General features: G+C 36.4%; 21 protein-coding genes, 2 tRNA genes and 1 rRNA gene. 4 read left to right on the forward strand and 20 right to left on the reverse strand.

Translation table 11 applies throughout. The features are described from left to right. Positions 1 to 158: 158 nt before the first annotated feature. Both CLAN_RS07645 and CLAN_RS07650 read right to left on the reverse strand, forming a co-directional pair. Positions 159 to 234, reverse strand: a tRNA-Ala gene (locus CLAN_RS07645). Positions 235 to 314: 80 nt separating this feature from the next. Next, positions 315 to 1,826, reverse strand: a 16S ribosomal RNA gene (locus CLAN_RS07650). A gap of 370 nt (positions 1,827 to 2,196) precedes the next feature. Between CLAN_RS07650 and cheQ the strand changes: the two genes are divergently transcribed. Further along, positions 2,197 to 2,673 (forward strand): cheVAW transcriptional regulator CheQ, encoded by a 477-nt coding sequence (gene cheQ, locus CLAN_RS07655; protein WP_096020483.1) that lies wholly within the window; start codon positions 2,197 to 2,199, stop codon positions 2,671 to 2,673. On the opposite strand, the gene CLAN_RS07660 is transcribed toward cheQ, so the two are convergent. From CLAN_RS07660 to ccoG, 6 genes are all read right to left on the reverse strand, one after another. Continuing rightward, positions 2,670 to 3,788, reverse strand: a complete 1,119-nt coding sequence (locus CLAN_RS07660) for an acyltransferase (RefSeq protein WP_100590985.1) — start codon at positions 3,786 to 3,788, stop codon at positions 2,670 to 2,672. The genes cheQ and CLAN_RS07660 overlap by 4 nt on opposite strands. Positions 3,789 to 3,999: 211 nt before the next feature. Beyond that, complete coding sequence (locus tag CLAN_RS07665; protein ID WP_096018189.1) at positions 4,000 to 5,313, reverse strand: hemolysin family protein; 1,314 nt, start codon at positions 5,311 to 5,313, stop codon at positions 4,000 to 4,002. Between the two features lie 83 nt (positions 5,314 to 5,396). Beyond that, positions 5,397 to 6,797, reverse strand: a complete 1,401-nt coding sequence (locus CLAN_RS07670) for an efflux transporter outer membrane subunit (RefSeq protein ID WP_100590986.1) — start codon at positions 6,795 to 6,797, stop codon at positions 5,397 to 5,399. Next, positions 6,790 to 9,930, reverse strand: a complete 3,141-nt coding sequence (locus tag CLAN_RS07675; protein ID WP_100590987.1) for an efflux RND transporter permease subunit — start codon at positions 9,928 to 9,930, stop codon at positions 6,790 to 6,792. Before CLAN_RS07675 ends, CLAN_RS07670 begins: the two co-directional genes overlap by 8 nt. After that, positions 9,931 to 11,001 (reverse strand): efflux RND transporter periplasmic adaptor subunit, encoded by a 1,071-nt coding sequence (locus CLAN_RS07680; protein WP_100590988.1) that lies wholly within the window; start codon positions 10,999 to 11,001, stop codon positions 9,931 to 9,933. Between the two features lie 218 nt (positions 11,002 to 11,219). Continuing rightward, a complete protein-coding gene (ccoG, locus tag CLAN_RS07685; RefSeq protein ID WP_100590989.1) occupies positions 11,220 to 12,602 on the reverse strand; it encodes a cytochrome c oxidase accessory protein CcoG in 1,383 nt (460 codons plus the stop codon). Positions 12,603 to 12,753: 151 nt separating this feature from the next. On the opposite strand from ccoG, the gene rpsU reads away from it, so the two are divergent. Next, a complete protein-coding gene (gene rpsU, locus CLAN_RS07690; RefSeq protein WP_002848116.1) occupies positions 12,754 to 12,966 on the forward strand; it encodes a 30S ribosomal protein S21 in 213 nt (70 codons plus the stop codon). Positions 12,967 to 13,038: 72 nt separating this feature from the next. On the opposite strand, the gene CLAN_RS07695 is transcribed toward rpsU, so the two are convergent. Beyond that, positions 13,039 to 13,126: transfer RNA gene (locus tag CLAN_RS07695), tRNA-Ser, on the reverse strand. Positions 13,127 to 13,296: 170 nt separating this feature from the next. Here CLAN_RS07695 and moaC point away from each other — a divergent pair. Both moaC and CLAN_RS07705 read left to right on the forward strand, forming a co-directional pair. Continuing rightward, complete coding sequence (moaC, locus tag CLAN_RS07700; RefSeq protein ID WP_100590990.1) at positions 13,297 to 13,773, forward strand: cyclic pyranopterin monophosphate synthase MoaC; 477 nt, start codon at positions 13,297 to 13,299, stop codon at positions 13,771 to 13,773. Then, on the forward strand, positions 13,766 to 14,032 hold the full coding sequence (locus CLAN_RS07705) for an HP0495 family protein (RefSeq protein WP_100590991.1): 267 nt from the start codon (positions 13,766 to 13,768) through the stop codon (positions 14,030 to 14,032). Before moaC ends, CLAN_RS07705 begins: the two co-directional genes overlap by 8 nt. 21 nt (positions 14,033 to 14,053) lie before the next feature. On the opposite strand, the gene tkt is transcribed toward CLAN_RS07705, so the two are convergent. The 11 genes from tkt to rpsD form a co-directional block, all read right to left on the reverse strand. Next, entirely contained in the window at positions 14,054 to 15,958 is a 1,905-nt protein-coding gene (gene tkt, locus CLAN_RS07710) for a transketolase (protein ID WP_100590992.1), read from the reverse strand. 2 nt (positions 15,959 to 15,960) lie between these two features. Beyond that, positions 15,961 to 16,788: a polyprenyl synthetase family protein gene (locus tag CLAN_RS07715; protein WP_096015211.1), complete on the reverse strand. Its 828-nt coding sequence runs from the start codon at positions 16,786 to 16,788 to the stop codon at positions 15,961 to 15,963. Next, positions 16,785 to 17,846: a DUF7488 domain-containing protein gene (locus tag CLAN_RS07720; RefSeq protein WP_167368956.1), complete on the reverse strand. Its 1,062-nt coding sequence runs from the start codon at positions 17,844 to 17,846 to the stop codon at positions 16,785 to 16,787. The genes CLAN_RS07715 and CLAN_RS07720 overlap by 4 nt, the downstream gene beginning before the upstream one ends. After that, positions 17,843 to 18,160, reverse strand: a complete 318-nt coding sequence (locus CLAN_RS07725; protein ID WP_096018193.1) for a YbaB/EbfC family nucleoid-associated protein — start codon at positions 18,158 to 18,160, stop codon at positions 17,843 to 17,845. The genes CLAN_RS07720 and CLAN_RS07725 overlap by 4 nt, the downstream gene beginning before the upstream one ends. Positions 18,161 to 18,217: 57 nt before the next feature. Then, positions 18,218 to 18,565, reverse strand: coding sequence for an aspartate 1-decarboxylase (panD, locus tag CLAN_RS07730; protein ID WP_096015210.1), 348 nt, complete (start codon positions 18,563 to 18,565; stop codon positions 18,218 to 18,220). A 2-nt stretch (positions 18,566 to 18,567) separates the two neighbouring features. Then, positions 18,568 to 19,845 carry a UDP-N-acetylmuramoyl-L-alanyl-D-glutamate--2,6-diaminopimelate ligase gene (locus CLAN_RS07735; protein ID WP_100590993.1) on the reverse strand — a complete coding sequence of 426 codons (1,278 nt, stop codon included), beginning with the start codon at positions 19,843 to 19,845 and terminating at the stop codon, positions 18,568 to 18,570. Further along, complete coding sequence (locus CLAN_RS07740) at positions 19,826 to 20,371, reverse strand: histidine kinase (protein WP_167368957.1); 546 nt, start codon at positions 20,369 to 20,371, stop codon at positions 19,826 to 19,828. Before CLAN_RS07740 ends, CLAN_RS07735 begins: the two co-directional genes overlap by 20 nt. Before the next feature lie 137 nt (positions 20,372 to 20,508). Continuing rightward, positions 20,509 to 20,784, reverse strand: coding sequence for a NifU family protein (locus CLAN_RS07745; protein ID WP_100590994.1), 276 nt, complete (start codon positions 20,782 to 20,784; stop codon positions 20,509 to 20,511). Positions 20,785 to 20,953: 169 nt separating this feature from the next. Then, entirely contained in the window at positions 20,954 to 21,310 is a 357-nt protein-coding gene (gene rplQ, locus CLAN_RS07750; RefSeq protein WP_086270410.1) for a 50S ribosomal protein L17, read from the reverse strand. Between the two features lie 16 nt (positions 21,311 to 21,326). Beyond that, positions 21,327 to 22,325, reverse strand: a complete 999-nt coding sequence (locus tag CLAN_RS07755; protein ID WP_096013705.1) for a DNA-directed RNA polymerase subunit alpha — start codon at positions 22,323 to 22,325, stop codon at positions 21,327 to 21,329. A 13-nt stretch (positions 22,326 to 22,338) separates the two neighbouring features. After that, the gene (rpsD, locus tag CLAN_RS07760) at positions 22,339 to 22,965 is read right to left on the reverse strand and encodes a 30S ribosomal protein S4 (protein ID WP_086322456.1); all 627 of its coding nucleotides are present in this window, start codon (positions 22,963 to 22,965) and stop codon (positions 22,339 to 22,341) included. Between the last annotated feature and the right edge of the window lie 3 nt (positions 22,966 to 22,968).

The raw sequence follows: 22,968 nt of genomic DNA on the forward strand, positions 1-22,968 counted from the left end.
TGTAAAATTGTTTTAAATATTAAAACTTGATTGTGACTTTTAACAATGGTAATTTAAGTAACTTTAGACTAAAGTCTAATCAGAAAGTTTAAAATAAACTCTCTGATTAGACTTTGATTAATAAATTTATATTATTGCTATCTTTTAAATTTAAACTATGGTGGAGAATAGCGGGATCGAACCGCTGACCTCCTGCGTGCAAAGCAGGCGCTCTCCCAGCTGAGCTAATTCCCCTTGTCAATCTCTCAAACCTAAACAAGTGTGATTGAGATATATTGAAGTGATAATTGTGAGATTATCACTTTGTACTCTAGAAAGGAGGTGATCCAACCGCAGGTTCTCCTACGGTTACCTTGTTACGACTTCACCCCAGTCGCTGATTCCACTGTGGGCGGTAGCTAGTTTAGCATTCCGACTTCGAGTGAAATCAACTCCCATGGTGTGACGGGCGGTGAGTACAAGACCCGGGAACGTATTCACCGTAGCATGGCTGATCTACGATTACTAGCGATTCCGGCTTCATGCTCTCGAGTTGCAGAGAACAATCCGAACTGGGACATATTTTATAGATTTGCTCCATCTCACGATATTGCGTCTCATTGTATATGCCATTGTAGCACGTGTGTCGCCCTGGGCATAAGGGCCATGATGACTTGACGTCGTCCACACCTTCCTCCTCCTTACGAAGGCAGTATATTTAGAGTGCTCAGCCAAACTGTTAGCAACTAAATACGTGGGTTGCGCTCGTTGCCGGACTTAACCGAACATCTCACGACACGAGCTGACGACAGCCGTGCAGCACCTGTCACTAAGTTCTAGCAAGCTAGCACCCTCTTATCTCTAAGAGGTTCTTAGGATATCAAGCCCAGGTAAGGTTCTTCGCGTATCATCGAATTAAACCACATGCTCCACCGCTTGTGCGGGTCCCCGTCTATTCCTTTGAGTTTTAATCTTGCGACCGTACTCCCCAGGCGGTATACTTAATCCGTTAGGTGCATTACTGCCATGACTAGCACAGCAACAACTAGTATACATCGTTTAGGGCGTGGACTACCAGGGTATCTAATCCTGTTTGCTCCCCACGCTTTCACGCATTAGCGTCAGTTGAGTTCTAGCAGATCGCCTTCGCAATGGGTATTCCTGGTGATCTCTACGGATTTTACCCCTACACCACCAATTCCATCTGCCTCTCCCTCACTCTAGATTATCAGTTTCTCAAGCAGTTTAATGGTTGAGCCATTAGATTTCACAAAAGACTTGATAATCCGCCTACGCGTCCTTTACGCCCAGTGATTCCGAGTAACGCTTGCACCCTCCGTATTACCGCGGCTGCTGGCACGGAGTTAGCCGGTGCTTATTCCTTAGGTACCGTCAAATTTCTTCCCTAAGAAAAGGAGTTTACGCTCCGAAAAGTGTCATCCTCCACGCGGCGTTGCTGCTTCAGGGTTTCCCCCATTGAGCAATATTCCCTACTGCTGCCTCCCGTAGGAGTCTGGACCGTGTCTCAGTTCCAGTGTGACTGATCATCCTCTCAGACCAGTTATGCGTCATAGCCTTGGTGAGCCATTACCTCACCAACTAGCTGATACAATATAGTCTCATCCTATGCCGAAAAAACTTTCCCAACTTAACTTGTGTTAAGAAGGAGTATGGAGTATTAGCAGTCATTTCTAACTGTTGTCCTCCAGCATAGGGCAGATTAACTATACATTACTCACCCGTGCGCCACTAACTCATAAGAGCAAGCTCTTACTTGTCCGTTCGACTTGCATGTATTAGGCACGCCGCCAGCGTTCACTCTGAGCCAGGATCAAACTCTCCATAAAAAAATACTTTACAAAATAGTAAAGCAAGATCTTTATTATGAAGTTTTAATCTAAAAACTTAATTGTTTGTAACTATTAAATTAGCAATTAATAATTTAAATAATTAAAATTGCTTGGCTCAATCGATCACTTGTTTAGATTTCAAAGATTGACTATAAAAGATAGTTTAACATTATAAAATTAAAAAACAAAACAGACGATTAAGATATGATTTATCCAACCTTTGAAGTGTGGTAAGATGGTTTCTTAATTCGTGAGCTGGAATTATATAAGAGTTATACTTAATGTATGCTTAAATAATGGGTGGTATTTTAAAAAAGTTGATTTTTTTCTATTTATTTATTAAAATAAGCAAAAAATTGAGGTGATTATGGTTAAATTTACTTTATCGTCAAATGATTTTTTGGATGATTATGTGCTAAATTGTGAATTTTGTAGTATTTGTAAAATATCAAATGGGGCTTATAAATTTTGGAAAGATGCGATTTCGGCCTCGTATCAAAACTCTCGCACCGTGTTTTTACATAAAAAAACCATCCCGCAAAAATATAGATACGCTATAAAATCGTGTTCAAATTTAGATGGATTTGTATTAGCAAGTGCGTTTTGTTCGTTTAGTGGCATGGCAAGTTCGCATTTGGTGGCGTCAAATGGCTCGAATTTACATAGTTTGCTTGAGATTAAGATGGTGGATAAATTCAAATTTGTCAATCTTAAAAAGCTCTATGATGACCTTGGACTTGCCTATTCGGCGCATATTTATATAGAAAAGTGTAAATATTTTTCGCCAACACCATTTGAAAAGCGTATCAAGATCACTGATACGCTTTGCTTGGGGTATTATTAGCGTTTGAATTTGTGTTCGTTTTTGATTTTTATAGCTTCAAATATGAATTTAATATATCCACCTTTATACCATTGTTTATGTGCTTTTATAAGGGCATTTCCTAGTTTGTAGCTTAAATGATTTTTGATATTTTGGGCTTTTTGGTTAGTTAGTTTTAAATTTTTAATCTCTATATCTTTTTTATTTATCTCTTCTTTAAGTGAGTTTATCTGCTCTTGTGGGGTTGGTTGTGGTGTGGTTGGCTTTGGTGGCGCGGGTTCTATCTCTTCAAATTTTAAAAGTTTAAATTTGCTTTCGTATTTTGGCAAAGGGATATCATAAGGCATATCTTTGAAGTAAGCAAATCGATTTTTGTTTTTATTCATATAGATTGCATCATATACAAATTCCAACTTCTCTTGCGCTGTGTTTAGGGAATCTAGCTTGGCTTCAATCGCTTTTGGTGATAGGAATTCGTTTTGGTTGTAGGTGTATTTGAAGTCATTAATAGCAACATTAGAATATTGCTCAGTATGTTTTTTATTCCATGCCTTATTGCCAATAGAGTTACGTAACCAAAATGTATCTTGCTTAATTTCTTTATTGATTACACCAGCATTGACAGCATTAGAGTAGCACATCTTAGACACTACGCTTTTAGCACCAATAACCGACCCTGTGGCAATGAAAGCATCTTTTAAAATACCAACATCGCGTCCACACCACACATGATCTCCAATATAAATACTTTTAGAAAAATTAATTCTGTTATTAGTATTGCAATCCATTAATGGATGATAATCAGTTGTTGATAACCATATCCCCCATGAAAACATACAATCTCTACCAAAAAATATATTCTTAGCTTCAAACGCTTCGATTGAAGTGCCGTTAAAAGTAGAGTTATCATCTATAAAACATAAAGAATTGTTATGTATTTTTATTACTCCAGCAAATATAACATTATTTCCAATAAATACAAATCCATCATCGCTATCAAATATAATATTCACATTCCTGCTTCCGCCAGCAAAGAATACAATATTATTTTTGCCTTTAAAATCTAATTTCAAATTTACTTGTTTAGATAAATCTCCATAAATCACATTTCCATTTTCTCTTATATGTTTTTGCATAATCTCTCCCGCGAAACTTTGGCGGTAGGTTATCAAAAAAAAAAAAAAAAAAAAAAATGAAATTATAAAAATAGATTAGTTTATTTATTTAAGATTAAATTAATAAAAATAGGCTTATCACTCTTGTTTAATTAAAAATTATTATTGATAGAATTAAATTTAGTTAATATGTGTATTTAAGAATATGCTACGCCAAAAAAGGCGTAGCATATTAGTCTAATTCCTCTTCATCATCATTTTTGGAATTTAACAGAGTTACCTTGATTGAGCCGATGCTGGTGCCATCCATACTGATAACTTCATATAGGCAATTTGCATCTTCTATGGTATCTCCGACAACTGGCAATCTTTCAAATAGATTAAAAACATATCCGCCAATCGTAAGCTGTTCGGTCTCTTCATCAAAGCGAATTCCCATAATTTCTTCAACAGATTCAATCTCAAATCTACCATTAAATTCATATGTATCATCGGCGATTTTTTTATAGTTTTGGTCTTTATCATCGTGTTCGTCGTTGATATCGCCTACGATCTCTTCTATGATATCTTCCATCGTTAGAAGTCCCGCTGTGCCGCCATATTCATCGACTACGAGCGCTGCTGAAATTCTATCTTTATTCATCATTACAAGGATTTTAGAAATAGAGCTATTTTCTGGTACTATGATGAATTTTCTCACAATTTTATCTAAATTTTCTATTTTCCCCTCTAGATCATTTTGTAAAATATCTCTTATATGAATCATCCCCAAAACACTATCTTTGCTACCATCAATGTATGGAAATCTAGTATATTTGCTTTTTATTATGATATTCATATTTTCTTCAAAGCTTAATTTTTTATTTAGACAAACTACATCTTTGCGTGGTGTCATGATCTCTTTGGCCACTGTATCACTGAAATCTATAGCATTTTTGATGATTTCGCTCTCCATGCTGTCTAATACGCCGCCTTTTAAGCTCTCGCCGACTATGATTTTAATCTCTTCTTCTGAGTGTGCTAACTCGCTCTCTCTAGCAGGTCTAATACCAATAAGCTTTAAAAACATAGCCGCTACAAAATCAAATGTGCGTATAACAGGAAAAAATATAAGCCAAAAAAAGTATAATGGTCTAGCGACCAAAAGCACGGCTTGTTCGGCTTTGGCGATTGCTACTGATTTTGGCACTAGTTCACCTAAGACAACATGTAAAAGAGTGATGAAACTAAAAGCAATAACAAAAGATACCGTGTGTAAAGTAGTGGTATTATCAATATCAAATATAATTTTTAATGGCTCTCTGATGATATCAGCCACAGCTGGCTCGCCGATCCAACCAAGCGCAAGAGAGCTAAGTGTAATGCCAAGCTGCGTGGCACTAAGATAGGTATCTAGGGAATTTGACATCCTTAGAGCGAGTTTGGCGTTGGGGCGTTTTTCTTTGACAAGCTCCTCTAAGCGTGATCTTCTAACCTTAACAATACAAAATTCAGATAAAACAAAAAAGCCATTTAAAAGTATAAAAATGGCCGCCAAAATTATCATAATAATGGGGTAACTCTCCAAAATATGTCCTTAAAAATTTAGATAAATAGCTCCAATTATAGCATAAATTTTAAAAATTTTTGCTAATTTAAGCCATCTTGGGTTAATTTTTGCCTTGTCTCTTCATCGCTCTCATACTCAAATCCGCCACCAAATGCTTTAAATACAGAGACAATGCTATTTGCCGCTTCTAAATTTGCGCCAGAGAGACTAAGCTTAGCTGATAATAGATTTCTTTGTGAGTCTAATAACTCCAAATGAGTGCTATATCCAGCCTCATAGCGACTTTGAGCTATATCATAGACCTTTTGTTGGCTAGCGACTAAATTTGCTGTGCTTTGGGCTTTTATCATTGAGTTTTTTCTACTATCTAGAGCCGTTCTAATCTCGCTAAAAGCATTTTTAACCGCTTTATCATAAGCCAAAAAAGATGCGTTTTGATCTAAATTTGCTAATTCCACTCTATTGTATGTGCGACCAAAATCTATTAAAGGAGCAAGCAAGCTTCCACCTACACTCCATACAGATTGATTGGAGCTGATTAGTGTATCTAATTCATTACTAGAGTAGCCAAACATTCCAGTAATTGAAATTTGTGGTAGCCACTGCGTTCTAGCTACGCCGACCAAAAAATTGCTAGATTTTAATCTCTCAAGTGCGCTTGCTACATCGGCTCTTTTTAGCAAGATATCTGAGCTAACTCCACTTGGGACATCTGGAAGCATCGGTAAAGAGATTGCCACATTCATATTGTCATACAATATCTCATTCAAGCTTCCACCGACTAATATCGCTAAAGCTGAATTGGCTTGTGAAATTTGAGTTTGTAATCCGGCTAGCTGGGCCCTAGCTTCATCTGCGGTTGCTACTGTTTGGGCATATACTAGCTCATCTATTTCACCACTAGCTAATTGCATAGCCCTATACTCTACACTTTGGATATATGAGATTAGGGTATCTTTTAAAATTTGCTCTTGTTCTCTTAATGAAATTAGCAAAAAATAGGCATTAGCCACACTACTTGCTAGGCTGATTCTAGCGCTTTCATAATCAAATTTAGTAGCATTATATAAAGCCTCACTCGCATTTGCTTGGTCTCTTACTCTACCCCATAGATCAAGCTCATAGCTCAAAACAGCACTTAGAGAGAAGTTATTTATATTATTCTTACTGCTATCTGCTCTACTATCTTTGATTGCTTGGCCTTCTAGCGTGATATTTGGAAGGTATTCAAGTCTATCTAGCCTAAGGCTTATTCTGGCTTTTTCTATATTGTTTAAAGCAATGAGCAGATCGCTATTGTTTTGTAGTGATTTTTCGATTAATAAATTTAATTTCTCATCGCCAAAACTCTCCCACCACTTCTCATTAACACTATAATAGTCCATCTGATATCTATACTCTTGTTGTATCTCTATCATATCAGGGCGAAGAGAGCAACCACTTATAATAGCTGCTATTAAAATTGTTATAACCTTATTCATCTTTTGCTCCAAATTTAGCTCGTTTTCTATCTAGCCACTCATTGAAACTTTCTAATATATAGAAAAATAGTGGCACAAAGAATATCGCAATAGTAGATGCTGCTATCATACCGCCGATTACGCCCGTGCCTAATGCGTGGCGTGAGGCTGCTCCAGCGCCGGTAGCTAAGGCCATAGGCAATACCCCAAGAGTAAATGCCAAAGAGGTCATAATAATCGGTCTAAATCTCATCTTAGACGCACTAATGGCAGCCTCTTTTATACTTTTGCCTAATAGATGCTCTTGCATAGCAAATTCAACTATCAAAATTGCATTTTTAGCTGCCAAACCTATCAATAAAAGCAACCCAATCTCAAAATAAACATCATTGCTAAGCCCCCTAAAATAGGTAAATGTCAAGGCTCCAAATACCGAAAATGGCACAGCCGTTACAACCGCTAAAGGCATTAGCCATCTCTCATACTGCGCTGCTAAGATTAAAAATACAAATATAAGACCAAAAATAAAGGCTTGAGCCCCTTTGCCAGTGCTACTAACCTCTTGATATGCTGATCCAGCCCAACCTATGTTATAATCATTGCCAAGCTCTTCTTTTATAATTCTTTCAATCTCTTTAATAGAGTCTCCAGAAGTATATCCAGGCTTTGGCTCACCCATGATTTTAGCCGCTGGAAAGCCATTAAACCTATCGACATTATCTGGTCCAAGCCCCCTTGTAAGCGTAACAACAGAATCAAGTGGCACCAAATCTCCGCTTGCACCACGCACATGGATCAAGCCCAAATCTTCAGGCGAATCTCTATAGCTCTCATAGGCTCTGATATTTACCTTATAAGTCTTACCAAGTATATTAAAATCATTTACATAGTATTGACCTATGGTTGAATTTATGGTATCAAATATATCACTAAATGAAATTCCCATCATCTTAATTTTATCTCTATTTAGAGTTAGGTTATATAGAGGGAAATTTGTATCAAGAGTGGTTCTAACTTGAGTTAAAACTGGACTTTGATTGGCTTTTGCTACGACTCTTTGCACATCGGCTTCTATTTGATTGTAATCTTTACCGGTTATATTTTGTGCGTATAACTCAAAGCCACCTGTCATAGATAGCCCCATAATAGGTGGTGGCGTAGTTACAAAGGCTAATGAGTTTCTATCAACACCATATAGTGTTTTCATAAACTCGCCAGCCATAACAGCAGCCGAATTCTCCTTGCCCGGACGCTCGCTCCATGGCTGAAGAGTGATAAACATCATACCCGCATTCTCTCTAAGCGATCCGGCCATCATATCATAACCTGTTAGCGTGGTTACACTTTTTACATTTGGATTTTTAGATACCAAACTCTCTATAAATGCCGCATCTTCAAGAGTTCTAGGTAGAGTTGAGGCTGGAGGTAAATTTATAATTGATAATATACTACCTTTATCTTCAGCCGGTACTAGCCCACTAGGGATAACCTTAAATAGCTCGATCATCATAAATATTATAATCCCAACGCTAATTAAGCTGATAATCACATGACGCAAAATCTTTGCTACACCGGCAGAAAATATCCTAGTTGAAAAATCAAAAAATTCATTAAATTTACGCACAAACCAAAATGGCGGTTTCTCTTTTTTGCGTAGTATTATCGCACAAAGTGCTGGAGTAAGCGTAAGGGCTACAAGTCCAGATATACATACAGATACAACTAAAGTTAAGGCAAATTGCCTTTGTATCACGCCCACAAAACCTTCCATAAATGCAACCGGAATAAATACCGCCGAAAGCACCAAAACGATAGATATAACAGGTGCCATAATCTCATCCATAGCTTTAATAGTAGCTTCTTTAACACTTAAATTTGGTTCTTCATGTAAAATACGCTCGACATTTTCTATAACGATAATAGCATCATCAACGACAATTCCAATAGCCAAAATCAGAGCAAAAAGCGTAATCAAATTTACAGAAAATCCCATCACATAAATTCCCGCAAATGCCCCCAAAATAGACACTGGCACCGTAAGCAATGGAATAAAAGTCGCCCTAAGATTTCCTAAAAACATATATATAACAATCACAACCAAAATAATTGCTTCAATAAAGGTTTTAATAACCTCATCGATAGATACCTTGACAAATTCAGTAGTATCATATGCCACTCTATAAGTCATATCGCCTGGAAAACTCTCTTTGAGCTGATCGACTCTAGCCTTTACAGCTTCAGCCGTTTCTAGAGCATTTGCGCCACTTTGTAAAAATATAAGCACAGGCACCATGCTACCGCCATTAAAACGCCCAGCAAATGAATAACTTTGCGATCCAAGCTCTATGTTAGCAAGATCTTTTAATCTAATAATATTGCCGCTCAAATCAGCTCTTACTATAATATCTTCAAATTCGCTAATCTGCGTTAATCTGCCTTCTGGCTTGATAGAATATACATATGGGTTTCCTGTAGATGTCGGTTGTTCTCCGATTTTGCCGGCTGCGTATTGTGAGTTTTGCTCTCTGATTGCTGAAATGACTTCATTTACAGTTATATTGTAGTGTTTGAGCATTTCAGGCTTAATCCAAATTCGCATAGAATACTCTTTATTGCCGATTACAACAGCATCACCAACGCCTTTTACACGCTTTAATTCATCTGCTATATTAATACTTACATAGTTAGATAACTCTGTATCATTCATCTTTTTACTTGGGTCATAAAATGCCAAAACTTCTAAGATATTACTACTTCTCTCATCTACTTTTACGCCGACTCTACGCACCTCTTCTGGGAGTTTAGACAAGATTGGGCTTACTCTATTATTGACATTGACCGAAGCGGTTTGCGGATTGGTGCCGATTTCGAAAAATACATTTAAACTCATAGTGCCAGCTGAACTAGAAGTGCTTTGCATATATATCATATCATCAACACCATTTATCGCCTCTTCTAATGGAGCGGCTACGGCGCTTGCTATGGTTTGCGCATCAGCACCACTATATGTGGCTTGGACGACTATTTGTGGTGGAGTGAGTTGCGGATACTCTTCTACGGCGGCATTTTTAAGTCCGATGAGACCAGCTAGAACAATTATTATAGAGATAACGCAGGCAAAAACCGGGCGATTAATAAAAAATTTAGAAAACATCTACTCGCCTTTTGTAGCTACGACTTGGACAGGTGAGCCATCCTTGATCTTTTTAAAATTATCCAAGATAACTTGATCGCCATCTTTTAATCCACTTGAAACTACCACGCTAGTGGCATCTTGAGAGGCGATTTTGATAGCTCTTTTTGATACTTTGCCATTTTCTACAACATAGACAAATGGATTGACTAAATCTTGTAATACGGCAATTTGCGGTATTTTAAAACCATCTTTTTGGTAAAATCCATGAACTTTCACAGCAGCAAATACACCTGGGCGAATTTGCGTTTGGTTATTATCAAATTTGGCTTTTGCTTTTACTGTGCCACTCTTTTCATCGATTACCCTATCAAGAAAGCTTATAGTGCCATTATATTCACTGCCATTAGCTAATCTTATCTCCACAATTGAGTTAAGTTGCTTCCACTGACCACTGGCACTTTTTTCATCTATATCTAGCCTATCGGTATCTGAAATTCCAAATTCCACAAATATTGGATTTAGCTTTGTGATTCTTACTAAATCATTATCAGTAGTGCTCACATATGATCCAACATCTTTGAGCGTATCGCCGATAACACCATCAAATGGAGCTGTGACAACTGAATAGTCTAAATCCACTTTAGCGTTATTTAAATTTGCCACAGCCGAGCCGTATGCGCTACTAGCAGCGTCAAATTCTTTAGCTGAAATTGCATTTTTAGATCTCAATATAACAGCTCTGTCATATTGAGCTTTGGCATTTTTGTAAGTTGCTAATCTCTCATTATATACAGATCTATATTTTGCTTGATCTATTTGGTATAGCTTGTCACCTTGCTTTACCGTGCTTCCTGGAGTGAAAAACTGCTTTTCTATGGAGCCAACCACCTTGCCTTTAAGCACTACATCCATATCACTGACAACTTGACCATTAAATTCAAGAGTTATGGGTATATCGCCTATCTTTGCTATCGCTACACTAACTGGCAGTGCTGGAACGGCTTGTTGGGCGGTTTGTTTATTCTCACCACAACCTGTAATCATCAAAGCAACAAAGCCAAAAGTTAGAATTTTGCCTAATTTTTTCATATTATAACCTTTCGAATTTGGCAATATTATACAAAAATTTAATAAAGAAAATGTTAATAAACAATTTTAAATTAATATTTGGATATTTATTATCAAAAAGCAAAATATTAAATTCAATCTTAATCAAAAATAGGCCAAAAGAGATCAAAATCCCAATTAGCCTAGCCAAATTCGCAAAATATGCTAAATAGGCCATTTATTTGGCTTTAAATCAAATTTTATCTCTCTTTTGAGCTTAAGGCTTTTTCTAGCTCAACGCTCTTTGGATAGACAAAGATAGTTTTGCGATCAACGCTAATTAACTCTTTATTATCCTTAGCGTAAGCGTGGATCGTAATATCTAGCGGAACATCATGCCTATTGTCATTAGCTAGGGCATCAATGGTGCTCAATACTACTATTATTTTTTTCTTGCCGCCAGCTTTTAGAGTTATAGGATTTAGTGGTCTGTCGATTGATATTTTACTCTCATTGACATCAAAATAATAAGAGTGGTCACTATTATCTGTATTTTGAATCAAAAATGTATAAGCATTTTGTACTTTCAAAACACCATCATCAAGTACTTTAATGCTATATAATTGAGTAGCTCTATTGATATTTAATAGCATATGCTCTTTTTTAGTCGTCATAACCCCAAGCGCAACCACAGCTATAGACAATACAACCATATAGGCAATCGTCCTAAATCTAAAATATTTTACCTTATTGCCACTTTTTATAGATTTAGCACTTGTCCAATTTATCAAGCTTTTTTTGCCAAGTTTGCCCATCACTTCGCTACATGCGTCACTACACTCTAAGCAGTTTATACACTCAAGTTGCATACCTTTTCGTATATCAATATGGGTTGGACAGACTCTCACACAGGCCTCACAGCCGATACATTCAGCATCTGGAGTAGTTGGCTTTTTACCTAATTTAGTGTGGCCATCATAAATTTTACCACCACGGTCTTCATCATAAATCACTTGAATTGTATCATTATCAAACATAACGCTTTGAATTCTCGCATATGGACAGACATAAACACAGAAATTCTCAGCCAAATATACAACATCAAATACCAAAAACGCCGTAATCCCTATCAAAATTCCAACTAAAAGTTTATGTTCTACTGGATTACTAAGATAAGCAAAAAAATCCTCAGGTGGCACAAAATACCACATAAAATTACTCGCAGCTATGAAAGCTAGAGCTACCCAAATGATTATTGAGATAAATTTTTTAATGATATTACCATCAAATTCTTTTTGTTTGTCTTTAATATTTTTACGAATTCTCAGGATTTTAGTACATATCAAATCCCTATAAATTACACGAAATATCGTCTGTGGACAGCTCCAACCGCACCAAACTCTACCGCCCAAAGTGGTAAGAAAAAATATACTTAAAAATAAAATAATAAGCAAAAAAGGCATCAAATAGAGCTCTTGCATATCAAAAGCAGTAAAGAATAGATGAAGTTGCTTTTTATCAAAACTAAGCAAAAATAGATGATTTCCATTAATGCGAATAAATGGAAGCACCAAAGCGACAATCGTAACAATCAAATATACAATATATCGCCGTTTGGTGTAGTGTGTAGGCGTACAAGACATTGATAATTCCTTATTGATTTTTGGCGTAATTATATACCTTATTATATTAAAATATAGTTAAGTCAAATTTATTATTTGTTTAAGAAATTTAAATTTAAGTTATTTTTAGATATAATCATCGCTCAAATTTTAACGAAAGGTGGTGAGGATCGTGCCAGGAGTTAAGGTACATCCAAATGAGTCTTTTGATGAAGCTTACAGACGCTTTAAAAAGCAAACTGATCGTAACTTAGTTGTTACTGAAGTTCGTGCTAGACGCTTTTTTGAGCCAATGACTGAAATTCGCAAAAAACAGAAAATTTCAGCTCGCAAAAAAATGCTTAAAAGACTTTATATGCTTAGACGCTATGAGTCAAGACTCTAATACCATAGGCCGCTTCGGCGGTCTTTTATATCAAATTTTTGAATTCAGCCTAGAAATTTACAATTGTTATAATGGCGGACAGAGAGGGATTTGAACCCCCGAAGGCTTTCACCTTACACGCGTTCCAGGCGTGCTCCTTCAACCACTCGGACATCTGCCCAAAACACAAAAATAAAATTTGATTAATCAAAACACTAGCTCTAAAAAGAGCAAGCGTCTTAAAAAAGGAGATTACTATTTAGGAAGCTAGATTATATAGTTACTTTTTTAACATATAATAAATAAAAGCTATTAAAACAAATTTGATATAATCCACATCAAAGGATCAAAATGCTAACTCACTTAAATGAAAAAAATATGCCCAAAATGGTAGATGTAGGCGATAAAGATACAACCAAAAGAGTCGCAATCGCTAGTGGTACTATCACAATGTCGCAAGAAGCTTACAATGCGATTAAACAAAACACAGGCAAAAAGGGTCCTGTCTTACAAACTGCTGTTATCGCTGCAATTATGGGTGCTAAACGCACTAGCGAGCTAATTCCTATGTGTCATCCACTTTATATAAATTCAGTTGATATCGATATAGAAGATATGCCAAATTTGCCAGGTTTTAAGCTCATTTCTAAGGTTATAACTCATGGCAAAACAGGCGTAGAGATGGAGGCTTTAAGCAGTGTTAGTATCGGGCTTTTGACTATTTATGATATGATAAAAGCTATTGATAAATCCATGGTAATTAGCGATATAACCCTAGAATCTAAAAGTGGCGGTAAAAGTGGAGAATATAGGAGAAATGATGACTGAAATTTGCGATTTTAATAATAAAAAACCAGAAATAATCTATCCAATATTTTGGGAATATAAGGTAATATTTGATAGTTTAAGCGATGAAAAAAGCATTATAAAAGAGTGCGTAGGCGATAGGGAATACAAACTTCAAAGCTCTCACACTAGCAAAAATGCTAAATTCAAAAGCTTTAATCTAAGCGTATTAGTAAATAACAACACAGAGCGTTTAGAGCTATTTACTCTACTTAAAAAACACTCTAAATTTGTATTATAACTCTAGCCAATCGGCTAGAGCTTATTTGATCATATCTTTAGCGATATTAGCTACATTTGTAGCACTAAATCCAAAATATTTAAATAGCTCATCAGCTGGAGCTGAAGCACCAAATGAACTCATTCCAAGCACATTATCAGCAAATTTATACCACTCAAGCGCACTTGCTGCCTCTACGGCTAAAATCTTAGTATTAGGCGAAAATATACGCTTGATATAATCACCATCTTGCTCGCATAAAAGCTCGAAGCAAGGCGCAGAGACGACATTTACGCCAATACCGCTATTTTCTAATAATTTAGATGCTTCAAGGCATAATCCAACCTCACTGCCGCTAGCTACTAGTGTAATTTGCGGATTTTGGCTCTCTTTAATGAGATAAGCACCATTTGCCACGCTACCAAATTTAGGCTCATCTAATGGATTTAATCCCTGTCTTGAACAGACAAAAGCACACGGCGCATTGAGCCTAAGCGCAACCTTCCAGCACTCTACATTTTCCACGCCATCAGCTGGGCGGAATGTATAGAAATTCGGCATTGCTCTAAATGTACTAAGCTGCTCAATTGGCTCATGTGTTGGGCCATCTTCACCTACTCCGATACTATCGTGCGTCCAGATAAAATAGTGTTTAAGCTTCATTAACGCCGCAAGTCTAGCTCCAGCTTTAAGATAGTCGCTAAATATAAAAAATGTCGCACTAAATGGGATGAAAATTCCATACCTAGCATAGGCATTACAGATCGCAGCCATAGCGTGTTCTCTGATACCAAAGTGTAGATTTTTGCCGTTTGGATAGTCGCCAAAGCCCTTTAACTCTGTTTTATTACTAGGTGCTAAATCCGCACTACCACCTATAAAACCTGGCAAAGCGGCGGCGATAGCGTTTAAAATTTTACCATTACTATCTCTTGTAGCTATCTTTTGAGCGTTAAAAATAGGAAATTCTATCTTGCTAAAATCAGGATTTAAGAGTGAATTTAGCAGCTCTTTTTTATCTTGGCTTAACTCACTTACTTTCTTATCCCATAAAGCATTTGCCAAATCACCCCTTTCTAAGGCTAGATTAAACCAAAATTTCACATCATCATCTACAAAAAAACTTAAATTCGGATCAAATCCGGCCGCTTCTTTAGCCTTAGCGATAATCTCAGCGCCAAGCGGAGCGCCATGAGCGTGATGGCTGCCTTCTAGCTCGCCAGCGCCTTTAGCGATTTTGGTTTTGGCTATTATTAGATATGGTTTGGTTTTGTTTTTGGCTTCATTTAGGGCAAATTCGATCTCATCATAGCAATGACCATCTATCTTAGCTACCTCAAATCCAGCCGCTTCAAATCTCACCTTTACATCTTCAGACCACGCTATAGCTGTATCGCCTTCAATAGTAATCTCGTTACTATCATAGATTATTACTAAATTATCCAAATTATGCTTACCCGCAAGCGCACAGGCCTCGTAGCTAATCCCTTCTTGTAAATCGCCATCGCCACATAAACAATAGATCTTGTGATTTATGATATCACTACCTAGCAAATTCTCAGCCGATTTAGCCGCCATAGCAAAGCCAACAGCATTTGCCACGCCCTGACCAAGAGGCCCCGTAGCGATCTCTACACCAGCAGTCTCGATCTCGGGATGGCCTGGAGTCTTAGAGTGAAGTTGGCGAAATACCTTTAAATCATCCAAGCTAATATCATATCCACTAAGATATAAAAAGCTATAAACCAAGCTGCTAGCATGACCGCCACTAAAGATCAATCTATCTCTATTTAACCAAGATGGATTTTTGGGATTGTGATTTAGATGAGTGCTTAAAACCGCAATTATATCAGCTAGCCCCATTGGTGCGCCTGGGTGACCTGAATTTGCTTTTTGTACCATATCGGCACATAAAAATCTTATTGTATCGGCCTGTTTTTTATACATTTTTATCCTTTTAAATATCTGTTTATTAGATTTGAGATTAGCTCTTTTAGCTCTTTGTTTTGAATTTCTAAAATTATTTGAGACTCTAGCTCATTTTGGATTTTTATAGCTTCATCTACCCCAAGTAAATTTGTAAATGAATTCTTAGAAGTATCGTTATTTGTGGGTTTTCCAGCGATTTTAGCGTTGCTTGTAGCGTCGATTATATCATCGTGAATTTGAAAAGCTAAGCCAAGCTTCAATCCCGCTTCATAGATGCTTTTACACTCTTCATCGCTAGCCCCAGCGATCACAGCGCCCATCTCCATACTAGCTGCTATGAGTGCGCCGGTTTTGTGTAGATGAAGAAATTTAAGCTCATTTAAATTTAATTTTTTATTCTCAAAATAGCAATCGATCGCTTGACCAATCACCATGCCCTCTAGGCCGCCATTTCTACTAAGTATCTCTATGCATTTGATCGCTATCTGTGGTGGTAAATTTGAATTTGCTATCACTCTAAAAGCTTCAGTATTTAAAGCATCGCCAACCAAAATAGCCGTAACTTCATCATATTTGACATGTAAGGTCTCAACACCACGGCGAAGTGCTGAATTATCCATAGCTGGTAAATCATCGTGGATCAAAGAATAAGCGTGTAAAAACTCTACCGCCAAGGCTACAGGATATGGATCGCATAGCGGATTTATCGCTTTTGCTGTGCCGATTAATAACTTAGCTCTAAAGTGTTTGCCACCTGCTTTTAAAATCCACGCAATAGCCTCGTTAAAATGCGGATGAAAGCTCTCTACCTTAGGCAAATTCGCCTCCAAATAGTCTGAAAAATTCATTTATTTACCCGAACAAAAAATTGAAAATCATCCCTTGAAATTAGATAGTATGTTTGTGAATTTTTATTTTTCATAATATTATCTACATCAATAGCATTTTTTACCGCTACGCCATCTATTTGCATGATTCTATCTCCAACTTTTAGCCCTAATTTACTAGCCTTGGAATTTGCTTTTACACTAGTGATTATCATATATTTATTTACATTTACCCCAAATTCAGAAAGAAATTTTGGTTTTGGGGGGACTTTTTTTATCTCTGTGGTTTTATTGTTATCTACAATATTTTTAGCTGTGATATTTGACATTTTTATATTATAATTTAGGATTTGCTCTCCACGCTTAATCTCAAATTTTAGCAAAGAGCCCTTATCAGCAAATAATATCATCTCATTTATCTCTCTTAGAGTTGATGGCTTTTTGCCATTGATTGATAAAATTTCATCAGAACTTCTAAGCTCATTGCCAGAGCCAAATGGATTTGCGCTTGATACCTTTATCGTGCCGTTATTTTCAATAAATTTAACTCCAATATCACCATAATACACATCATCATATCGCATAAAATGTTTTAAATATCTATTTGGGATAAACTTATTATCCCCAAGGCTAATCCCCACCATAGAAGCACAATCACACACCAGCATTCCAGCTCTACCGGTATTAAAACTAAGCTCATCAAACTGCCCAAGCTCGCTACCAAAACTCTTAATATGCCCCATATTTGCTATATTTTCTTCTAGCGTCATAACCCACATATCTTGCTTACTATCAAGCTCATCAAGCATAAACGCCCCACGAAGAGTAAATCCTGGCTTGACTAGATATAGGCCAAGATACGGATCAAATTTGATATAATCTTTTTTATCTAATGGATTTTTTTTGTCATAAATCACGGCGGCATACTCGCCATTTAAGGCAATTGCGATATTGTCTTTATAGTTAAATTGAGACTCTCGCATCTTCTCATATATCGCAGTTCTATCGGCGATCGTTGGTTCTGGAGCTGCGTATAAAATCGCCCCAACCATCAAAATAGCTATAAAAATTCTAATCAATTTACACCTCCAAAACCACCAAATCCACCAAAAAGCGATGCGGCGGCATTTTGCTTCTCATCATTTGCCAATTTTATAGCGTCATTAATCGCTGAAATCAATAGAATTTGTAAGCTATCTTTATCTTCAAGTAACGAGTCATCAATACAAATATCCAAAATTTCAGATTTTCCATTGATTTTTACACTGATTAATCCACCACCTGACTTGCTCTCAAATTCCTTTTTAGCAAGGCTTTCTTCAAATTCATTTGCCTTTTGTTGAGCTTGAGATAACATCTGCGTCATCTTTGAAAGATCAAAATCTTTAAACATACACTAACCTTTTAAATTTGTCACGATTATATCAAAAGAGCCTTTAAAATTGGCTTTTTAGCCATCTATTTTGTTATTTGAATCTACATGGACAATTGTAGGTTGAAATTTTTTCGCTTTTTTAACACTCATCGAAGCATAACTTACAATTATGATTATATCGCCTACACAGACCTTTCTAGCTGCTGCGCCATTAAGGCAAATTTCGCCATCTTTCTCGCCTTTAATCACATATGTAGCAAATCTCTCACCATTATTAACATCCAAAATTTCAACCTTTTGAAACTCAAGCAAATTCGCCGCTTTCATCAATTTTTCATCTATAGTGATTGAACCAACATAGTTTAAATTCGCATCAGTTACTGTGGCTCTGTGAATTTTGCTAGCTAGCATCTCTATTTTCATCTTTATCCTTTTTTGCTTAATATCTCTTTTACAACTTCTTGGTCACTAAATGGGTATTTAACTCCATTTATCTCCTGATAATCCTCATCGCCCTTGCCTAAAATCAGCAATATTTCATCATTTTGTATAGATATAGCCTTGGCGATTGCCTCTTTGCGATTTTGAATTTTAATCGTATTTTTAGGCATTGAAGAGCTGATTTGCTCTATTATCTCATCTGGATCTTCGCTTCTTGGATTATCGCTTGTTACGATCGCTATTTTAGCGTATTTAGCGACTATCTGCCCCATTATAGGGCGTTTGGTTTTATCCCTATCGCCACCAGCACCAAATACCACTATCAATTCGCTATTTTTCATAGAGCTTAGCACCTTTTCTATCCCATCTGGCGTGTGGGCAAAATCAACTATAATTGTCGGAGAATGCGATACTATCTCCATCCTACCGGCTACGCCTTTAAAGCCTTTGAGCGAATTGGATATGGTTTGTAAATCCAAATTTAAGAGTTTTTTCAAAGCGCCTACCACACCAAGAGCGTTATAGAGATTAAATTTACCATGTAGATCAAGGCTTGAATTTGCCCTTTCTTTATCTGTAAATATAGTTGCGTTTATGCCATTTTTTAGCTCAAACTCACCCACGCAAATATCGCCATTTTTAAAAGAATATGTAAGCGAATTTGATCTATTGTAGGTGATATTATCATCATCGCCATTTATTATCTTATCACACTCATCGCTTAAAAAGCTAGATTTTACTCTTGCGTATTCGCTAAAACTTTTATGATAATCTAAATGATCTTGGCTTAAATTTGTAAAAATTTTTAACGCAAAACTCAAGCCTTCAATGCGATTTTGAGCTATTGCGTGTGAGCTAACCTCCATAATGAAATACTCACATCCACTATTAACAGCCTCTTTAATATAGCTAATAGTTTCTAAAATTTGACTTGTCGTTAGAGCTTTTTTAGCTATCTGCCTATCACCGATAAAAGATCCGCAAGTTCCGCTAACTGCGCTTTTGTGGCCTAAATTTGCCAAAGCATAAGAGAGCAAAAAAGCCGTCGTGGTCTTGCCATTTGTCCCTGTGATACCGATAATTTTAATGCGATCTCTAAGCCCTAAAATATCTATGGCTTCACTAGGAGTAATCAAATTTGCCCCAAGCTCCATAGCTTCAGCGCTATATTTGGAATTTGAGTTAGAGACTACGAAGTAGCATCCACTCTTAACTTCTTTAGAATTATCAGTAATAAATCCACTATTTAAGGCTATTTTCATCTTTGCTCCTAATCTTAGCCAAGACCTCGCCAACTCTCTCATCACCCATAAACATCTTAACCGAACTCTCTAAATATTTAAGCCCAATATCTATAAATCCATTATCTATTAAGAAATTCACAAGCTCAAAAAGCTCATCTTTATCTGTGATTATAATCTTAGTAGAAAACAAAATACTCTCAAATATCTGCTTAAAATCGTTATTATTTAATAAATTCTTAAAATCCGCATAGGTGATGGCATTTTGGCTCTCTAATATCATATTACTCTCTTGAGATGCGCTTTGTATGATATCGATAATCTCGGCGATAGTATCGGAGTTATCTTTTTGGGCTGGATCAAAATATATCTCAAATAGCGATATGGCCTCGCTAGGATTGCTTTTAGCTATCTCGCAAAGCTCTATAAAAGCAAGGATTTCATCGCTAGGCGAGATATTATATGCGATATTAAAACTCATCTTAGCAAGATCAAATTTGCCTCTTTTAAATAGCTTAATTGCGATATCTTTATACCTTTGACTCATCAACTTCCTCGGATTATACTCTTTATCTCTCAATAAAATTTGCGATAATTATACACAAAATATAAAAAATTTATATTTAAATATCGCCGATTTTATCCCTATTATCTGATTAAAAATTTAACAATCTATAATAATTTTTACATCTTTGTAATATCAAATTCTTGCCCCATTGGGATATTAACAATGTTAAGCTCTGGGTGAATATCATTGCGAATTTGCTTTTCAACGCCAAATTTCAGAGTTTGAGAACTAGCCGCACAGCCGTGGCAATGCCCTACTAAACGCACATAAACCACACCATTTTTAATCCCCAAAAGCTCGATTCCACCGCCATCACGCTCAAGCATAGGCGTGACAACTTTAAGACTCTCACTAACTGGCTCATAAAGCTCTTCATCACTAAATGGTATCATAATCATCCTTTTGTTTTTACTCAATTATATTAAAAAATAAGAAATTTAGATTAAATATTGTATTTTTAAATTTATGACAGCAAGGTTGTTTTGTTTGGATTATTAGTTAAAAATTATTGATTTTTGAATTTATAAAAGCAAATTTGCTAGGAAAAATCCTAGCAAATCGCTACTCAGATACTAGCTCGATATAAGCCATCTCAGCTGCGTCACCTTTTCTGGTGCGTGTTTTGATGATTCTTGTATAACCGCCATTTCTATTTGTGTATTTTGGTGCGATTTGAGTAACTAATTTGTTAGTAGCTTCTTTATCTTGTAAAGATGCAAATACATATTTATGGGCGTTGAAATCACCTTTTCTAGCTCTTGTTATTAGCTTTTCTACATAGCTTCTTAGCTCTTTTGCTTTCGGTAAAGTAGTTTCTATTTTACCAGACTTAACGATTGCTATCGTAAGATTTTTAAGCAAAGCAGCACGGTGAGAGCTAGTGCGGCCTAGTTTTCTATATCCGTGATTATGTCTCATTATCTTTCCTTCGCTTTTATGATTTTAACTCAGCTATTTTTTTTCTGAGTGATTCTTTGCTATCTCCTAGCTTATTTTCACCAAATGGATAGCCTATTTCAGCCATTACAGCTTTAATCTCATCAAGAGATTTTTTGCCTAAATTTTTAAGCTCTTTTAGGTCACTCTCTTCCATTAAAGCAAGCTCACCAATGAATTTAATCTCAGCTTTATCTAGACAATTGAAACTTCTAGCTGATAAATTTAAATTCTCAATACTCTCTAAAAGTTTTGAATGCTCACTAGAGCCTTGAGATGAAGTCATAGCCATATTTACATCTATATTTAAAATATTGTTAAATATAGACATCTGTTTATACATAGCTTCAATTGAGTTTTTAAATGCTTCTAAAGGCGTTACCTGACCATCTGTAGTTATAGTTAGGACTATTTTTTCGTAGTCTGGATTATCTTCAACTAACACATTTTCAATCTCATAAACTGCATGTTTAACAGGTGTAAAGAAAGCATCAAGAGCGATATAGCCACTCTCTACACTCTCTCTAATCTCTTCGCTAGGCACATAGCCAATTCCTTTTTCTATTATTAGAGAGAAATTTAGCTCTGCGTCTTCGTTAATTGTAGCTAGATACGCATCAGGATTTACTATCTCTACTATATTATTAGATAGATCTGCACCTGTAATCTCTTTTGGCCCTTTAAAGCTATATTCGATAACCTCATGCTCTGAGTCATTTTTGAGCTTAAATCGTAAATTTTTGAGATTTATGATAAATAGCGTTACATCTTCTAGCATACCACGCATACTATCAAATTCGTGAGACACGCCTTCTATTTTTACAGCAGTTGGAGCAAATCCAACCGTGCTTGTATAGAGTAGTCTGCGAAGCGGATGAGCTAGAGTAACTGCATAGCCGGTCTCAAAAGGATACGCTACTATTTTAGCCACATTTTCACTTATTGGGGTAACCTCTATGTCAGTAGGCATGTAAGCTGATGTTGTTATCTTTCTCATCATAATCTCCTTATTATTTAGAGTAAAGCTCGACTATATATCTTTCCTCAACTGGAATGATAACCTCTTCTCGTTCTGGAATTCTAGTGAAAATTCCATATTTTTTATCTTTTTCTACATCTACCCAAGCTACTATGCCTGTTTGGTTAGTAAGCTCAATGGCACGAACGATTTGTGGGTTTTCTTTGCTCTTCTCGATAATTTCTATCTTTTCACCGGCTCTTACTCTGTATGAAGGGATATCAACTCTTTTGCCATTTACTAAGATATGGCCGTGAGTTACTAGCTGTCTTGCGAATCTTCTAGTAGATGCAAAGCCCATTCTATAAACTACATTATCAAGTCTTTGCTCTAATAAAGAGATAAGAAGTGCACCGGTATTTCCCTCTCTTCTTGCGGCTTCGGCAAATAATCTTCTAAATTGTTTTTCACTTACGCCATACATAAATTTAGCTTTTTGTTTCTCTCTTAATTGTAAGCCATATTCGCTTACTTTAGCTTTTCTTTGTCCATGTTGGCCTGGAGCGTATGGTCTTTTTTCTAATGCGCTCTTGCCAGCTAGTCTTCTTTCGCCTTTAAGTGCAAGAGATACACCTAGGCGTCTTTCTAATTTTTCAACTGGTCCTCTATATCTTGCCATTAT

It is taken from the genome of Campylobacter lanienae NCTC 13004, assembly GCF_002139935.1.
Lineage (GTDB): Bacteria > Campylobacterota > Campylobacteria > Campylobacterales > Campylobacteraceae > Campylobacter > Campylobacter lanienae.

What these genes read in the sequence shown, in the direction of transcription:
- CLAN_RS07755 (WP_096013705.1), bottom strand. Translation starts at nt 22,325, where the DNA reads ATGAGAAAGATAACAACATCAGCTTACATGCCTACTGACATAGAGGTT.
- CLAN_RS07745 (WP_100590994.1), bottom strand. Translation starts at nt 20,784, where the DNA reads ATGATACCATTTAGTGATGAAGAGCTTTATGAGCCAGTTAGTGAGAGT.
- CLAN_RS07675 (WP_100590987.1), bottom strand. Translation starts at nt 9,930, where the DNA reads ATGTTTTCTAAATTTTTTATTAATCGCCCGGTTTTTGCCTGCGTTATC.
- CLAN_RS07725 (WP_096018193.1), bottom strand. Translation starts at nt 18,160, where the DNA reads ATGTTTAAAGATTTTGATCTTTCAAAGATGACGCAGATGTTATCTCAA.
- moaC (WP_100590990.1), top strand. Translation starts at nt 13,297, where the DNA reads ATGCTAACTCACTTAAATGAAAAAAATATGCCCAAAATGGTAGATGTA.
- CLAN_RS07665 (WP_096018189.1), bottom strand. Translation starts at nt 5,313, where the DNA reads ATGATAATTTTGGCGGCCATTTTTATACTTTTAAATGGCTTTTTTGTT.
- panD (WP_096015210.1), bottom strand. Translation starts at nt 18,565, where the DNA reads ATGAAAATAGAGATGCTAGCTAGCAAAATTCACAGAGCCACAGTAACT.
- ccoG (WP_100590989.1), bottom strand. Translation starts at nt 12,602, where the DNA reads ATGTCTTGTACGCCTACACACTACACCAAACGGCGATATATTGTATAT.
- CLAN_RS07735 (WP_100590993.1), bottom strand. Translation starts at nt 19,845, where the DNA reads ATGAAAATAGCCTTAAATAGTGGATTTATTACTGATAATTCTAAAGAA.
- CLAN_RS07680 (WP_100590988.1), bottom strand. Translation starts at nt 11,001, where the DNA reads ATGAAAAAATTAGGCAAAATTCTAACTTTTGGCTTTGTTGCTTTGATG.
- CLAN_RS07715 (WP_096015211.1), bottom strand. Translation starts at nt 16,788, where the DNA reads ATGAATTTTTCAGACTATTTGGAGGCGAATTTGCCTAAGGTAGAGAGC.
- CLAN_RS07740 (WP_167368957.1), bottom strand. Translation starts at nt 20,371, where the DNA reads ATGAGTCAAAGGTATAAAGATATCGCAATTAAGCTATTTAAAAGAGGC.
- CLAN_RS07660 (WP_100590985.1), bottom strand. Translation starts at nt 3,788, where the DNA reads ATGCAAAAACATATAAGAGAAAATGGAAATGTGATTTATGGAGATTTA.
- rplQ (WP_086270410.1), bottom strand. Translation starts at nt 21,310, where the DNA reads ATGAGACATAATCACGGATATAGAAAACTAGGCCGCACTAGCTCTCAC.
- rpsD (WP_086322456.1), bottom strand. Translation starts at nt 22,965, where the DNA reads ATGGCAAGATATAGAGGACCAGTTGAAAAATTAGAAAGACGCCTAGGT.
- cheQ (WP_096020483.1), top strand. Translation starts at nt 2,197, where the DNA reads ATGGTTAAATTTACTTTATCGTCAAATGATTTTTTGGATGATTATGTG.
- CLAN_RS07705 (WP_100590991.1), top strand. Translation starts at nt 13,766, where the DNA reads ATGACTGAAATTTGCGATTTTAATAATAAAAAACCAGAAATAATCTAT.
- tkt (WP_100590992.1), bottom strand. Translation starts at nt 15,958, where the DNA reads ATGTATAAAAAACAGGCCGATACAATAAGATTTTTATGTGCCGATATG.
- CLAN_RS07670 (WP_100590986.1), bottom strand. Translation starts at nt 6,797, where the DNA reads ATGAATAAGGTTATAACAATTTTAATAGCAGCTATTATAAGTGGTTGC.